11 protein-coding genes are annotated in these 14,359 nt (G+C 73.3%); 8 read left to right on the top strand and 3 right to left on the bottom strand.

What is annotated here, in order from left to right; all coding sequences use genetic code 11:
• Nucleotides 1–51 precede the first annotated feature (51 nt).
• The 5 genes from ACGF4C_RS01300 to ACGF4C_RS01280 all read left to right on the top strand — a co-directional run bounded on the left by ACGF4C_RS01300 (nt 52) and on the right by ACGF4C_RS01280 (nt 6,280).
• A complete protein-coding gene (locus ACGF4C_RS01300) occupies nt 52–2,292 on the top strand; it encodes a family 2 encapsulin nanocompartment cargo protein terpene cyclase (protein ID WP_393562315.1) in 2,241 nt (746 codons plus the stop codon).
• Nucleotides 2,293–2,436: 144 nt separating this feature from the next.
• Nucleotides 2,437–4,605 (top strand): UvrD-helicase domain-containing protein, encoded by a 2,169-nt coding sequence (locus ACGF4C_RS01295; protein WP_393562314.1) that lies wholly within the window; start codon nt 2,437–2,439, stop codon nt 4,603–4,605.
• 29 nt (nt 4,606–4,634) lie between these two features.
• On the top strand, nt 4,635–5,291 hold the full coding sequence (locus tag ACGF4C_RS01290; protein WP_393562312.1) for a chitin-binding protein: 657 nt from the start codon (nt 4,635–4,637) through the stop codon (nt 5,289–5,291).
• A gap of 32 nt (nt 5,292–5,323) precedes the next feature.
• Nucleotides 5,324–6,100, top strand: a complete 777-nt coding sequence (locus tag ACGF4C_RS01285; protein ID WP_393562310.1) for an Fpg/Nei family DNA glycosylase — start codon at nt 5,324–5,326, stop codon at nt 6,098–6,100.
• Nucleotides 6,101–6,109: 9 nt separating this feature from the next.
• Complete coding sequence (locus ACGF4C_RS01280; protein WP_393562308.1) at nt 6,110–6,280, top strand: hypothetical protein; 171 nt, start codon at nt 6,110–6,112, stop codon at nt 6,278–6,280.
• A gap of 30 nt (nt 6,281–6,310) precedes the next feature.
• Here the strand turns inward: ACGF4C_RS01280 and ACGF4C_RS01275 are convergent, their stop codons facing one another.
• A complete protein-coding gene (locus ACGF4C_RS01275) occupies nt 6,311–7,306 on the bottom strand; it encodes an Lrp/AsnC family transcriptional regulator (RefSeq protein ID WP_393562307.1) in 996 nt (331 codons plus the stop codon).
• Nucleotides 7,307–7,470: 164 nt separating this feature from the next.
• Between ACGF4C_RS01275 and ACGF4C_RS01270 the strand changes: the two genes are divergently transcribed.
• The 3 genes from ACGF4C_RS01270 to ACGF4C_RS01260 all read left to right on the top strand — a co-directional run bounded on the left by ACGF4C_RS01270 (nt 7,471) and on the right by ACGF4C_RS01260 (nt 11,558).
• Entirely contained in the window at nt 7,471–9,039 is a 1,569-nt protein-coding gene (locus ACGF4C_RS01270) for an MFS transporter (protein ID WP_393562305.1), read from the top strand.
• Nucleotides 9,040–9,232: 193 nt separating this feature from the next.
• Entirely contained in the window at nt 9,233–9,364 is a 132-nt protein-coding gene (locus ACGF4C_RS01265) for a hypothetical protein (RefSeq protein WP_393562304.1), read from the top strand.
• Nucleotides 9,365–9,650: 286 nt separating this feature from the next.
• Nucleotides 9,651–11,558 (top strand): ABC transporter ATP-binding protein, encoded by a 1,908-nt coding sequence (locus tag ACGF4C_RS01260; RefSeq protein WP_393562302.1) that lies wholly within the window; start codon nt 9,651–9,653, stop codon nt 11,556–11,558.
• Nucleotides 11,559–11,617: 59 nt separating this feature from the next.
• Here ACGF4C_RS01260 and tsaD read toward each other — a convergent pair whose 3' ends face one another.
• Nucleotides 11,618–12,697, bottom strand: coding sequence for a tRNA (adenosine(37)-N6)-threonylcarbamoyltransferase complex transferase subunit TsaD (gene tsaD, locus ACGF4C_RS01255; protein WP_393562816.1), 1,080 nt, complete (start codon nt 12,695–12,697; stop codon nt 11,618–11,620).
• A gap of 169 nt (nt 12,698–12,866) precedes the next feature.
• A complete protein-coding gene (locus ACGF4C_RS01250; protein ID WP_393562300.1) occupies nt 12,867–14,327 on the bottom strand; it encodes an FG-GAP-like repeat-containing protein in 1,461 nt (486 codons plus the stop codon).
• Between the last annotated feature and the right edge of the window lie 32 nt (nt 14,328–14,359).

Here is a 14,359-nt window from a genome sequence, read left to right as displayed (position 1 = left end):
GCGTGGTCCGCCGCGCCCTCCTTCCGCACGCATGGGGAGAGGCCAGCCACGGTGACCCAGCCATTCGAACTGCCCCGCTTCTACACGCCCTACCCGGCGCGGCTGAACCCGCACCTGGAGGCGGCGCGCACGCACTGCCGCCGATGGGCCCGCGCCATGGGGATGCTGGAGGGCTCGGGCATCTGGGAGCAGTCGGACCTCGACGCCCACGACTACGCCCTGCTGTGCGCGTACACCCACCCGGACTGCGACGCGGACGCGCTGTCGCTGGTGACGGACTGGTACGTCTGGGTCTTCTTCTTCGACGACCACTTCCTGGAGGAGTTCAAGCGCACCCAGGACCGGGAGGGCGGCAAGCGGTACCTCGACCGGCTGCCCGCCTTCATGCCGATGGACGACCACGCGCCCGTACCGGAGCCGGCCAACCCGGTCGAGGCGGGCCTGGCCGACCTGTGGGCCCGCACCGTGCCGCACATGTCGACGGACTGGCGCCGGCGGTTCGCCGAGAGCACCGAGCACCTGCTGAACGAGTCCCTCTGGGAACTGTCCAACATCCACATCAACCGGGTGCCCAACCCCGTCGAGTACATCGAGATGCGCCGCAAGGTCGGCGGCGCCCCCTGGTCCGCGGGCCTGGTCGAGTACGCGGCCGGCGCCGAGGTCCCGGCCGCGGTCGCCGGCTCCCGGCCGCTGCGGGTGCTGCGCGACACCTTCTCCGACGGCGTCCACCTGCGCAACGACCTCTTCTCCTACCAGCGGGAGACCGAGGAGGAGGGCGAGCTGAGCAACGGAGTCCTGGTGCTGGAGACCTTCCTGGACTGCACCACCCAGGAGGCCGCGGACGCGGTCAACGACCTGATCACCTCCCGGCTCCAGCAGTTCGAGAACACCGTGGTCACCGAACTCCCCGCGTTGTTCCTGGAGGCCGGCCTGGACGCGCGGTCCTGCGCGGACGTGCTGGCGTACGCCAAGGGGCTGCAGGACTGGCAGTCCGGCGGCCACGAGTGGCACCTGCGCTCCAGCCGCTACATGAACGGCGGCGGAACGGCGGCGGCCGGATCCGCCCGGCCCTGGTCGCCGTTGTCCCTCACCGGTCCGGGCACCTCGGCGGCGGACCTGCGGACCGCGCTGGCCACCGCCGGCGCCCACCGCTTCCGCAGCCACACCCACGTCCCCCACCAGAAGGTCGGCCCGGCGCGGATCCCCGAGATCACCATGCCGTTCCCGCTCACCCTGAGCCCCCACCTGGACGGCGCCCGCCGCCGGGCCCTCGACTGGGCCCACCGGATGGGCATGCTGCGGCCGCAGCCCGGGGTGCCGCTCTCCGACGTCTGGGACGAGCCGGCGATGGTCCGCCACGACCTGGCGCTGTGCGCGGCCGGCATCCACCCCGACGCCACCCCGGACGAACTGGACCTCAGCTCCCAGTGGCTGGCCTGGGGCACCTACGCCGACGACTACTACCCACAGGTCTTCGGCCGGACCCGGGACCTCGCCTCGGCCAAGGCCTGCACCGCACGGCTGTCGGCGTTCATGCCGCTCGACGCCACCGCGCCCGTCCCGGAGCCGGCCAACGCCCTCGAACGCGGCCTCGCGGACCTGTGGCCCCGCACGGTGGTGTCGATGACGCCGGAGGCGCGCCGCGACTTCCGGCAGGCCGTCGACGTCATGACGGCGAGCTGGCTGTGGGAGATCGACAACCAGATCCAGCACCGCATCCCCGACCCGGTCGACTACATCGAGATGCGGCGGGCGACGTTCGGGTCCGACCTCACCATGTCCCTGTGCCGGATCGGCCACGGCCGGCGGGTGCCGCCCGAGGTCTACCGCACCGGCACCCTGCGCGCGCTGGAGAACTCCGCCGCCGATTTCGCCTGCCTGGTGAACGACGTCTTCTCGTACCAGAAGGAGATCGAGTACGAGGGCGAGGTGCACAACGGCGTCCTCGTCGTCCAGACCTTCTTCAACTGTGACTACCCGAGCGCGCTGGCCGTCATCAATGACCTCATGACCTCGCGCATCGAGGAGTTCCGGCACATCGCCGCCAAGGAACTCCCGGTCGTCCACGACGACTTCCAGCTGTCCGCCGAGGCCCGTGCGGTGCTCGACGGCTACGTCCACGAGCTGGAGAACTGGATGGCCGGCATCCTCAACTGGCACCGCAACTGCCGCCGTTACGTCGCCTCCGAACTCCGGCACCCGATGGGCTCGCCCGGCTGGCCGGGCGTCCCGGGCGGCCTGGGCACCTCGGCGTTCCGGCCCGCCCGGCGGCCGGTACCGAGCAGCGGATAGCCGTTGACGCGGCGGGCCCGTGGACCGCGGACCACGGGCCCGCGCCATGCCCCCGTGCCCCTCCTGTGCGCACTACCGCGTCATGTGCCACGGACCTATGGTTCATGACCCCGTGGGACGCGGGGCGAGGTGAGGGGGCGCGGGATGACGTCAGGCGGGTCGGCGGCGGGAAGCGCGGCGGGCGGATCGGCGGCACGGCGGGCCCAGGAGGCCCGGCGCCAGGAGCGGCTGTTACGGGAACAGTGGCGGGCCGCCCGTCAGCGGGCGGAACGCTGGGAGGCGGCGGGCGAGGGGGAGCGGCGGATCGCCGCCCAGCTGCTGATGCTGACCGAGCGGGGCTGGCGGCTGCTGGTGGACCGGCGCTGGCCGGGCACCCGGGCGGCCAACGTGGACATGCTGCTGATCGGGCCCGGCGGGGTCTTCGTCATCGACGTCAAGAACTGGCGGGCCGCCCCGGAACCGTCCGGCGGGCGGCTGCGGGCCGGCGGTTTCTCCCGCGACGAGCACCGGCGCAAACTCCTCGCGGTCACCAAGGCCGCCGAGGGCGCGGTGGCCGCGCTGGGCATGTCACCGGTGGCGGTCCGCCCGCTGATGGCCTTCGCCGGCCACCGCGTCGACACCGAACTGGGCCGGCTGCGGCTGCTGGGCGAGCACGAGATCGGCCCGGCGCTGCTGTCGGAGCGCACCCGGCTGTCCGCCGGCTCGGTACGGGCGCTCGCCGAGCACCTGGGCCGGGTCTTCCCCGAGTACGAGGACCCGGCGGCGGCCGACCGGACCGACGCCCGGACCGCGCAGCACCGGCCCGCGGCCACACCGGCCGCCCCGTCCGCACCCTCCCTGGCGGACGACGGCCTCTTCGACCTCGACGGGCTGCGCCGGGCCGCCCTGGACGAGGCCCGGCGGGCCCCCATCGAGCGGTGGATGACCTTCCTCGACCCCGACCAGCTCGCGCTGGTGCGGCGCAACTGGGCCGGCCCGGCCCGGATCAGCGGCCCGGCCGGCACCGGCAAGACGGTCGTCGCGCTGCACCGGGCCGCGTACCTCGCCCAGCGCACGGGCGGCCGCGTCCTGTACGTCACGTTCGCCAACAACCTGCCGCGGGTGCAGGCGACGTTCCTGGCCACCATGGCCCCCGCGGTGGCCGACCGGATCGAATTCAGCAGCCTGCACCACTGGGCGCAGAAGTACCTCCAGTCCCGCGACGTGCCGGTGCGCCTGCACCGGGAGAAGGCGGAGACGGCCTTCAGCCTCGCCTGGAAGCACCTCGGCCGGGACAGCTGCCTGGCCGAGATCGATCCGCTGCCCCGTTACTGGAAGGAGGAGATCGACCACGTCATCAAGGGCCGCGGGATCACCTCCTTCGACGAGTACGCCGTGCTGCCCCGCCGGCGCCGCCGCACCAGCCTGCGCCATCCGCACCGGCAGGCCGTCTGGGCGCTCTACGAGGCGTACGAGGCGCAGCGCACGGAACGCGCGGTGCACGACTTCAACGACGTGCTCTCCCTCGCGCTCGCCGAGACGGCCGGTCGCGGCGGCCACCCGTACGCGGCCGTGGTCGTGGACGAGGTCCAGGACCTCACCCTGGTGGGGGTGCGGCTGCTGCACTCCCTGGTGGGGGACAGCCCCAACGGGCTGCTGCTGGTCGGCGACGGACAGCAGGCCGTCCATCCCGGCGGGTTCCGGCTCTCGGACGCCGGTATCGACATCCGTGGCGACCGCGGGCAGGTGCTGCGCGCCAACTACCGCAACGGCAAGGAGATCGTGGACACCGCGCTGTCCGTCGTCGCCGAGGACGCCTTCGAGGACATCGACGGCTCGCGGACCCCGGGCCGGCGGGACGTGGACCTGACGTACCACCACGGCGAGGTGGTCCGCGCGGTGCTGCCCTCGCCCGCGGCGCACGACGCGGCGCTGGTGGCCGTGCTGCGCGGCCTGAGCCCGCAGGAACTGGCGGACTCCGCGGTGCTGTGCCCCGCCACCCGCGCCATCGAACGCTACCGGCGGCTGCTGACCCGGGCGGGCGTACGGGTGTGCCTGCTGGAGAGTTACGACGGGCGGCCGGTCGCGGCGGTGAAACTGGGCAGCTACCGGCGGGCCAAGGGGCTGGAGTTCAAACGGGTCTATCTGCCCCGTTACGAGGCGAACCTGACGGCGGCGAAGGAGGCGCGGGACGACGCGGGGACCGCCGGTGAGCAGGGCGAACTGCTGCGGAGCCAGCTCTTCGTGGCGATGACCCGGGCGCGGGACGTGCTGTGGCTGGGCAGCGTCCGGCCGAGCGGCACGGCGGGTGAATCTGCGAATAAGGAGGAATAGGACAAAACGGCCTCGGGAACCTTGGGTCCATGCGACGCAAGACCGCTCTTCTCGGCGCCGTGGCCCTCACCGGAGCGCTCACCGCGGCGCTCGCCGTGTCCGCACCACCCACGGCGCAGGCCACGACCGGCACCATCATCTTCCACATGCGGCCGGGCAACCGGCAGTACCAGATCGTCGACCCCGGCGACGACCACTGCTACGGCCTCGGGCCCGGGGGCGGCGAGGTGGTGAACGACACCCCGCTCGACCTCGTGCTGTGGTCCTCGCGCGACTGCACCGGCCGTTCCATGGCCACCGTCCGGGCCGGCACGGAGGCGGTGTTCGCCCGCTACGGCAGCCTGCAGCTGGTCCCGTCGGACGACCCCGGGGACGACGACCCGCCGCGTTACGACGAGGATCCTCCGCGCGACCAGGACCCGCGCGACCAGGACCCGCCGCGGGACGAGGACCCGCCGCGTGACCAGGACCCGCCACGTGACCAGGACCCGTCGTCCACCGATCACCCGCCGGCGGCCAAGCCCTCGTCACCCCACTCGTCACAGCATGCGTCACCGCACGCGGCGCGGCACCCGTCAGCCCACCCGTCAGCGCACTCGTCGCCCCACGCGGCACGGCATCCGTCACGACCCTCGTCACGGCCCTCGTCACGCCATCCGTCGTCACACTCGGCACGGCACGCCTAACGGGGCCGACGACCGGATGGGCGGTGGGCCGGATGCCCGAGTTGCCGGACGTCGAGGGGTTCCGGCGAACGCTCGTCGCGTGCGCGCGGGGCCGGGTGATCCGGCGGATCGAGGTGTACGACGAGGGCGTGCTGCACGGGGTGAGCCCGCAGCGGCTGCGCGGCGAGCTGGAGGGCCGGCGGTTCACCGAACCGGAGCGGCACGGGAAATGGCTGCTCGCCCACACCGGCGGCCCCACCCTGATGCTGCACTTCGGGATGACCGGACGGCTGGTCTGCAGCTCCCCGGACGAGCCGGTCCACCCCCACGACCGGGTGGTGTTCACGCTCGGCCGGGAGCGCCAGCTCCGCTATCGCGACCAGCGCAAACTCCAGGGCCTGTGGCTCATGGACCCGGCCGGTACCGAGCGGATCCTGAGCCGTCAGGGCCCGGACGCGGGGAAGGTGGGCCGGGCGGACTTCCGGGCCGCGCTCGCCGGGCGGCGCGGCAGCCTCAAGGCCGTCCTGATGGACCAGTCGGTGCTGGCCGGGCTGGGCAATCTGCTCGTCGACGAGATCCTCTGGCGCACCGGCTTTCCCCCCGGCCGCCCGGCCGGTGACCTCTCCGCCGACGACTGCGACCGGCTGCACGCCGAGCTGCGCCGCACCCTGCGGGCGGCGGTCCGGGCGGGCTGCGTGCCGCCGCGCGACTCCTGGCTCACCGGCCGGCGCGACGACCCCGGCCCGGCCTGCCCACGCTGCGGCACACCACTGCGCCGGGCGCGGGTCGCCGGCCGGGGCACGGTGTGGTGCCCCCGCTGCCAGCCGTAGACCGACTCGGTGCCGGTGCCGCCGCCCGAGGTGATCCCTCCGAGAAGCCCGCGGCTGTCGAACGGATCCGCCCGCTGGTCAGTCACCAAGGACGTACTGACCCACCACGGCCAGAAGCTCTTCCACTTCACCGACCTCAACGGTTACGTGGTGGGCGTCACCCAGCGCCAGTCGTGGTGAGGCGGCGCTTCCGTCACGACCGATGGAACGTCAACTTGCCCTGCCCGGCGATGAGATGAGGGAACCGACTGCCTTGACGGTGCGGAGTACCGGTGCGGTTTCCAGGGCGTGGATCGCACGCTGACCGCCGAGGCGGTGGGTGAGGTAGTGGTGCAGGGCCGCCGGGTCCGGGCAGAGGGCGTGCGCGACCACGTTCGTCCGTCCGGTGGTGGCGGCGACGAAGGCGAGTTCCTCGTGCCGGGCCAGGGCGGTGGCGACCTGCTCCAGGCGGGCCGGGGCCACCGTCATCCACAGCAGCGCCTGCGTGGTGGCGCCGAACAGCGTGTCATCGCATTCGACGTCGAAGAACAGCGCACCCGAGGCCCGCAGGGCGGCCAGCCGGCGGGCCACGGTGGCCGGTGACCAGCCGGTGGCCGCGGCCAGTTCGCCCTGGCCGGCCCGGCCGTCCCGCTGCAGCGCGGACAGCAGCGCCCGGTCGTCGTCGGTCGGCGTGGCGGCCGTGGCGGGGGAGGGGGCGGCGTTCTCCCTTGCCGGTGGCGTGAGTTGGCGGCGCTGCCGCGGATCGAGGACGTTCGCGCGACCGCGCCAGGCGGTGGGGCCGCCGAGGTAGGTGTGAAGCAGGTAGTGCGCGGAGACCGCGGTGATGCCGGCGGTGCGCGGAATGTCGTGCAGCAGGAGGGACCGGCCGTCGGCGCCGCCGGCCGGGGTGTGCACCACGGCGATGATCTCCGTCCCGCCGGAGGCGAGCTTCACCCAGGAGGTGTCCGACCGCCGGGCCAGCGCACGGGCGAGGTCCTGGGCGCTGTGCGGGGTCGCGGTGAGCCGGACCAGCCACTGGGCCCGGCCCGCGCGGTGCGGATCGGCCAGCCCGACGACCCGCAGGCCGGCCTCGGCGGACAGCCGCCGGTAGCGGCGGGCCACGGTCTGCGTGGAGACGCCGAGCACCTCGGCGATCCGGCTGAACGGCGCCCGGCCGTCGATGTGCAGGGCGTGGATCAGCCCGCGGTCGATCTCGTCGAGCGGCATGCCCGGGCCTCCTGGCCGAGAACGGACGGCTGGCGGATGGACGAATTCTTCACTGGAGGGGCGCGAGATGGAAAGAAGCTGCGAGCCGAGCGCCCTGGCTGGAACGTCCACGGTACGCGCCCGCAGGCTCGGCCGTACATCCGTCACGGCCGAAGGGACATCCCATGCCGAACGACCCCCTGCCGCACAGTCCGTTGTCGAAGGGCTGCGGGCCGGCCCGCCCGCTGCCGGCCGCCGGCCCGGTCGGTCCGTCGGCCGCGCCGTACCCCCGCCGGTGGGCCGCACTCGCGGCGCTGCTGCTCGCCGAGGCGATGAACCTGCTCGACTCCACGATCATGACGGTCGCCGCACCGGTGATCCACGCCGATCTCGGCGGGCCGGCGTCCGGCATCCCCTGGTACAGCGCCGCGTACACGCTGCCCTTCGCGGTGCTGCTGATCACCGGCGGCCGGCTCGGTGACATCGCCGGCCGCCGGCGGCTGCTCCGCCTCGGGGTCGCCGGCTTCGTCCTGGCCTCCACGGCCTGCGCGCTGGCCGGCTCCCCGGCGCTGCTGATCGGCGCGCGGGCCGTCCAGGGCGCCGCGGCCGCCCTGGTCATCCCGCAGACCATCGGGCTGATCCGGGCCATGTTCCAGGGCGACGCGCTGGCCCGGGCCATGGGCAGCATCGGTCCGGTGATGGGCCTGGCCGCGGTCTGTGGGCCGGTGCTCGGCGGGCTGCTCACCCACGCCGACCTGCTCGGCTCGTCCTGGCGGGCGGTCTTCCTCGTCAACCTCCCGCTCGGCCTCGCCGTCCTCGCCGCGACCCCGCTGCTGCCCGAGGACCGCTCGGAGCGGCGGTCGCGGCTGGACCTCACCGGCACCGTGCTGGCCGTGCTCGGCACCGGACTGCTCGTCCAGCCGCTGCTCGACGGCGGGCTGACCCGGTTCGCGCCGCGGCCCTGGGCCGTCCTGGCCACCGGGCTCGCCGTGCTGGCCGTCTTCGGGCGGCAGCAGCGCCGCCGCGCCCGGGAGGGCCGTAGCGCGCTGGTCGAGGCGGGACTGTTCCGCGGCCGCGGCTTCCCCGCCGCGCTGGCCGCCTCGCTGCTGTTCTTCGCGGTGGTGGGCGGCCTGATGATGGTCGTCGTGCTGCAGCTCCAGCTCGGCCTGCACACCGACGCCCGGTCGTCCGGGCTCACCCTGCTGCCCTGGTCGGCCGCGATGGCGGTGGCGTCCTGGTGCGCCGGCACCCGGCTGGTGCCCCGCTACGGCTCCCGGGTGATGTTCGCCGGGCTCGCCGCACTGCTCGCCGGCACGCTGGGCGCGGTCGCCGTCTACGCCACCGCCCCCGCGGCCTCCTACCCGTGGCCGCTGCCGGTGGCGCTGGCGGTCTGCGGACTGGGACAGGGGCTGTTCGCCGTCCCGTTCTTCACCACCGCGCTGCACCGGGTCCGGCCGCACGAGACGGGCTCGGCGGCCGGGCTGCTCAACGCCGCCCAGCAGCTCGGCGGCACGCTCGGCACCGCACTGCTCGGCGCGGTCTTCTTCCATGCGTTCGGCACCCCCGGGCTTCCCTCGGTCCACGCCGTCCCCGCCGTCCACGCGGCCTCGCCGGCCGGCGGCCCCGGCGCGCTCGCGGCACTGCACGGCGTACGCGATGCCTTCGGGGTCGCGGTCGCCCTGCTCGCCTGCACCGTCGTCGCCGCGGCCCGTATGCGGCCAAGTCCCGTGGTGGCTACGGCGGGTGATCGGTGAACGGACGGTCCGGCGCCGGCGGGAGGCGTCTGCGGAGAGTGATGAATTGTCCACTCTGTGCAGAAATATTAAGAATTTCAGCTTTCGTCTGAAATTTCACGTATTTTCCTTGTTGTCAGTAGGTCGGCGACGTAGCTTGGGAGTTGACGCCACCGGTAACGGGGCGTCGGAAGGAATCAATCAAGGAGGCAGCATGAGCTTCCGGAAAGTCTTCCCGCGCAGGCACAGGCGCGACTGGGACCACGACCGGGACCGCTACAGGAGGCGTCGCCGCAGGCACGGCCGCCGGCACAACAGGCGCCGTTTCTTCGACTACGACGACTGACTGACCCGAAGCACTGAGTTCGAGGCTGGCTCGCGTGGCGCGCGGGTCCGCCTCGTGCGTTTGCGAGCGGGTGTGCGTGAGGGCCCCTCAGCGGCCTTTCCGCCCGGTCCGACCAGCTGACTGATACGGCGTAGCCATCATGCATCTGCGCAGCTCGCGACGGCGGCCGGTGCGCACCGAGACGCCACCGGCCCCGGCGCCGACCGAAGCCTTCGCACCGCCGACAGCATCAACCCAGTCGACACGGCCTACACAGCCGACGCAGCCGACGCAACCAACACCGCCGATGCGGCCCGAAGTTCCGGAAGCGCAGCCCGCGTCCGAAGGATTGGGCCGCGGCCTGTGGGGCCCGCTGGCCGACCCCAGCATCCGCACCCGGCGCGTCGGGCTCAAGGAATCCGTCCGCCGCTTCTGGCCGCTGACGAAGGGTGACCGGCGCTGGCTGATTCTGGTCTGCCTGTGCGCCGTGGCCGCCGCGCTCGCCGAGACCGCGGCCATCCTGCTCTTCGCCCAACTCACCGACAACGCCCTGCAGAAGGGCTCGGTCAGCGCCTTCTGGCAGCCGGCCGGGCTGTGGCTGGCCGTGGCCGTCATCGGCGCGGTGGTGGGCTACCTCGGCAACTCGCTCGCCGCGTGGACCGCCGAGCGCTTCGTGATGCGCCTACGGGCCCGGGTCTTCGCCCATCTCCAGACGCTGCCGCCGCACTTCTTCCAGCGCAACCGGCGCGGTGACCTGGTCGAGCGGCTGACCGGTGACGTCGACGCCATCGAGCAGATGGTGGTCTCCGGTCTCGTCCAGGCGGTCGCCGCCCTGTTCGGCATCGTCTTCTACGCCGGTGCGGCCCTCTGGCTGCGCTGGGACCTCGCGCTGGCCACGTTCGTACTGGCACCGGTGTTCTGGAGCGCCACCCGCCGCTTCACCGGCCGGGTCAAGGAGGTGTCCCGCCGGGAGCGCGCGGCGGACGGCGCGATCACCTCGGTCGTCGAGGAGGGCCTGGTCAACGTCGTACTCACCCAGGCGTACAACCGCCGGCACGCGGAGGAGCAGCGCCTGGACCGGCAGGCCCGCGCCTGGTTCAGGGCGTCGGTGACCAGCGCCCGCCTCAACGAGCTGTACGCGCAGGTCGTCGAGCTGCTCGAAACGCTCTGCGTGCTGGCGATCATCGGCCTCGGCGCGTGGGAGATCTCCGCCGGCCGGATGACCCTGGGCCAGCTGCTCGCCTTCGCCGCGTTCATCGGCTACCTCTACCCGCCCATCCGCTCCCTGGGACAGCTGGGCCTCACCGCCACCGAGGCCACCGCCGGCTCCGAGCGCCTGCTGGAGATCCTCGACGCCCGCCCCGCGGTCACCGACCCGCCGCCGTCCCTCGTCGCCCCGCCGCGCTTCACCCGCGCCCTCGGCGAGATCGAGGTCCGGCACGTCGGCTTCCGCTACCCCGACAACCCCGACGAGGTCCTGCACGACCTGTCCTTCACCGCGGTCCCCGGCGAGCTGCTGGTCCTCACCGGCCCCAGCGGCGCCGGGAAGTCCACCCTGGCCGCCCTGCTGCTGCGGTTCTACGACCCGGACACCGGCACCGTCCGCCTCGACGACATCCCCGTCAACCAGATGCCGCTCGCCCAGCTGCGCCGCAACATCACCCTGCTCCCCCAGGACACCCTCGTCCTGCACGACACCATCGAGGAGAACATCGGCTGCGGCCGCCCGCACGCCACCCACCAGGACGTGGTCCGCGCCGCCCGCGCCGCCGACGCCGACACCTTCATCGCCGCCCTCCCCGACGGCTACCGCACGGTCATCGCCCCGGGCACCGCCCGCCTCTCGGGCGGCCAGCTGCAGCGCATCGCCATCGCCCGCGCCATGCTGCGCGACGCCCCGGTCCTCGTCCTGGACGAGCCCACGACGGGCCTGGACATCCTGGCCACCCAGCGCATCCTCGGCCCCCTGCGGCGCCTCGCCGAGGGCCGCACCACCCTCGTGATCTCCCACGACCTGGACCTCGCCGCCGACGCCGACCGCATCCTCGTCCTCGACCAGGGCCGCCTCGTCGAATCCGGCACCCACCCCGAACTCCTCGCCCACGACGGCCTGTACTCCACCCTCTTCCACGCCCATCCGCCTGGCCACAACGGCCGGCCGGCCCCGCCGCACAGCCTGGCGGGCCAGCCGGGTGCGCCGTCCTGGCACGGCTGAGACGCGCGAGCCGGTGGCAGCGCGCGGGGCCGGTAGCAGCGCGCGACAGTGCTACGCCGTCACCGAGCGCCGGCCGCCGCGGCAGGTGCAGGGCGGGCGACCGGGTGCAGCGCGGCGTACTCCAAGGGAGCCGACGGATCGACCGAGACATCCAGTGGGGCAGGTTCCGCGCCCGCCCGGACCAGCAGGTCCCCGACGGCGGCGATCATCGCGCCGTTGTCCGTGCACAGCTTCGGCGGCGGCACGCGCAGGGTGATCCCGGCCGCCGCGCACCGCTCCTCCGCCAGCCCCCGGACCCGGGAATTGGCGGCCACCCCGCCGACCACGACGAGGGTGCCGACACCATGGTCGGTACAGGCCGCCACCGCCTTACGGGTCAGCACGTCGGCGACCGCCTCCTGCAGCGAGGCGGCACCGTCCGCCACCGGCAGCACCCGCCCCTGGTGCCGCTCGGCCCACCGCGCGGCGGCCGTCTTCAGCCCCGAGAAGGAGAAGCCGTACGGATCGTCGCGCGGTCCGGTGAGCGGGCGGGGGAAGGCGACAGCGCGCGGATCCCCCACGCGCGCTGCCCGGTCGATGGCCGGCCCGCCGGGATACGGCAGCCCGAAGACCCGGGCGACCTTGTCGAAGCACTCGCCGGCGGCGTCGTCCAGGGTGTCGCCGAGGTGCACGATGCGGTCGCGGGCCAGATCACGGACGAGGAGCAGGGAGGTGTGGCCGCCGGAGACGATCAGTACGACACAGGGGTCGGGCAGCGGCCCGTGCGCGAGGGTGTCGGCGGCGACATGCCCGGCCAGGTGGTGCACGCCGTACAGCGGCACTCCGAGCGCGTACGCCAGCCCCTTGGCGCCCGCCAGCCCGACCTGGAGCGCCCCCGACAGCCCCGGCCCGGTCGTCACCGCGACCGCCCCGATGTCCGCCGTCCGCAGCCCCGCCTCGCCCAGCGCGCGCCGGAGGACCGGCCCGAGGGCGTGCACATGGGCCCGCGCCGCGATCTCCGGCACCACCCCACCGAACCGCGCATGCTCGTCCATGCTCGACGCCACAGCATGCCCCAACAGCCGCCCGCCCCTGACGAGCCCCGCCCCCGTCTCGTCACAGGACGACTCGATCCCCAGCACTACGGGTGCCGCACACATACGGTCCTCCACCTCCCCGGCCAGGGTAGTTGCCTGCACTACGCACTTGCGAACTGTATGCAATAAGGAAGGAGTGAGTGGGGGTGGGTGGCCGTTGGGGGCGGGCCGCTCGAAGTGAGGATGCGGCCGGTGGGCGAGGTGCCGGGAGCGGTGCGCACCTCAGCCGTCGTCACCCCGTGATCAGGACTCCGAACTCCGGCCACTGGCTCGTCGGCAGCCCGGCCGTTCCCGCGCCGAAGCTCACCGCACCGGTCGTGGTCAGCCCGGAAGCACGTCCCTTGAGGGACCACACAGCGCCGTCCATGTTGTTCTCCCCGGAGGCGCCGACGGCGAGGTCCGCCTTCCCGTCACCGTTGGTGTCCGTCAGTGCCACGGCCTCCCCGAAATGGTCACCGCCCTCCGCCGCGCCCGGGACCCCGGTGGTTCCTTGGTCGTACGCGTGTGCCGAGGTCGTGGCGAGACCACTGGCGGAACCCGGGATCACCGTGACGGAGCCCGTGGACTCCGCCGCGCCGATCGACTCGTAGGGAGCGCCGACGACGAGGTCTGCCCTGCCGTCCCCGTTGATGTCGTCGAGGGCCACCGCGTGCCCGAAGTTGTCGTTCGTTTCCGAGGCGCCGGGGATCCCCTCGGTGTTCTGGGTGATGGTCACGGTGGGGCGCGAGGTGTCACGGCCGCCGGCCGAGCCGTAGGTGAGGGAAACGTTGCCCCCCAGAGTCGTGCCCGCCATCGAGGACCGCTGATCCCACGGGTGACCGGTGACGATGTCGGCGTACCCGTCGCCGTCCACATCTCCGACTGCGGCTGTCTGGCCGTGTCCCGCATCGCCCGCGTACTCGGGCCGGGACGAGGCACGTCCGAGATACAGGGACTGCTTGTAGAGCTCCCGGCTGTCGCTGTTGTGCCCGCCGACCACGAGGTCGTCGACACCGTCGGCGTCGACGTCACCCGCGGCCAGCGAGATGACCTCGGTCAGGGACGTGGCGGGGAAGCCCGTTCGTCCCCCGAGGGTGCTGCTCTTGGTGGTGCCGCCCCGGTAGAGGAAGACCGAGTTGTCCCCGGACAGGCCGACCGCGACGTCGTCGTGGAGGCCGTCACCGTCGAAGTCACCACTGGCGAGAACTTGGCCGTAGCCTGCCGGGTGGGCCACCGGGGGAGTCTCCAGAGCGGTCCCACCGGACAGTCCCGTGCGACTGCCCCACAGCACGGTGACCGCCCCGACGTTCTCACCGGTGCCCGACCCCGCGGTGGTGTCTTCGCCGGGGGCACCGACGGCGAGGTCCGCGTAACCGTCGTTGTTGAAATCGCCGGCCGCGGTGGCCGCGCCGAAACGGTCTCCTTCTTCGGACGCGCCGGGCACCCCGCTGGAGCTCTGCGAGACGACCTGCGTCCTGCCGCTCTGCAGGCCGCCGGCCGAGCCATAGGTGATGACCACCGCTCCCGCCTGGTCGTGCCCCCCGACGACTGTGCCCGGCGCGGAAACCGCGAGATCGCGATACCCGTCACCGTTGAAGTCGTCCGCGAACTTGGCGGAGGCCGCCGTAGACGGCGCGGCGGTGACCACCAGCAGGCCACCGGTCAGCGCGGCGACCGATGCGGCGGCCAGGGCGGTGCGGAGCTTCTTCTGCATCGACGCTCTCCTGAAACATGCGGGGTGCCGGG

The sequence above is a fragment of the Streptomyces sp. NPDC048197 genome (assembly GCF_043202395.1).
In the GTDB taxonomy this organism is placed as follows: Bacteria; Actinomycetota; Actinomycetes; order Streptomycetales; family Streptomycetaceae; genus Streptomyces; species Streptomyces siderophoricus.
The sequence above is the reverse complement of the archived record's forward strand: the minus strand, read 5'-3'. Positions and strand labels throughout refer to the sequence as shown.

Excerpts from the sequence above, each read along its gene's own strand:
- ACGF4C_RS01270 (WP_393562305.1), top strand. The coding sequence starts at position 7,471 with ATGCCGAACGACCCCCTGCCGCACAGTCCGTTGTCGAAGGGCTGCGGG.
- ACGF4C_RS01285 (WP_393562310.1), top strand. The coding sequence starts at position 5,324 with ATGCCCGAGTTGCCGGACGTCGAGGGGTTCCGGCGAACGCTCGTCGCG.
- tsaD (WP_393562816.1), bottom strand. The coding sequence starts at position 12,697 with ATGTGTGCGGCACCCGTAGTGCTGGGGATCGAGTCGTCCTGTGACGAG.
- ACGF4C_RS01295 (WP_393562314.1), top strand. The coding sequence starts at position 2,437 with ATGACGTCAGGCGGGTCGGCGGCGGGAAGCGCGGCGGGCGGATCGGCG.
- ACGF4C_RS01290 (WP_393562312.1), top strand. The coding sequence starts at position 4,635 with ATGCGACGCAAGACCGCTCTTCTCGGCGCCGTGGCCCTCACCGGAGCG.
- ACGF4C_RS01260 (WP_393562302.1), top strand. The coding sequence starts at position 9,651 with ATGCGGCCCGAAGTTCCGGAAGCGCAGCCCGCGTCCGAAGGATTGGGC.
- ACGF4C_RS01250 (WP_393562300.1), bottom strand. The coding sequence starts at position 14,327 with ATGCAGAAGAAGCTCCGCACCGCCCTGGCCGCCGCATCGGTCGCCGCG.
- ACGF4C_RS01265 (WP_393562304.1), top strand. The coding sequence starts at position 9,233 with ATGAGCTTCCGGAAAGTCTTCCCGCGCAGGCACAGGCGCGACTGGGAC.
- ACGF4C_RS01275 (WP_393562307.1), bottom strand. The coding sequence starts at position 7,306 with ATGCCGCTCGACGAGATCGACCGCGGGCTGATCCACGCCCTGCACATC.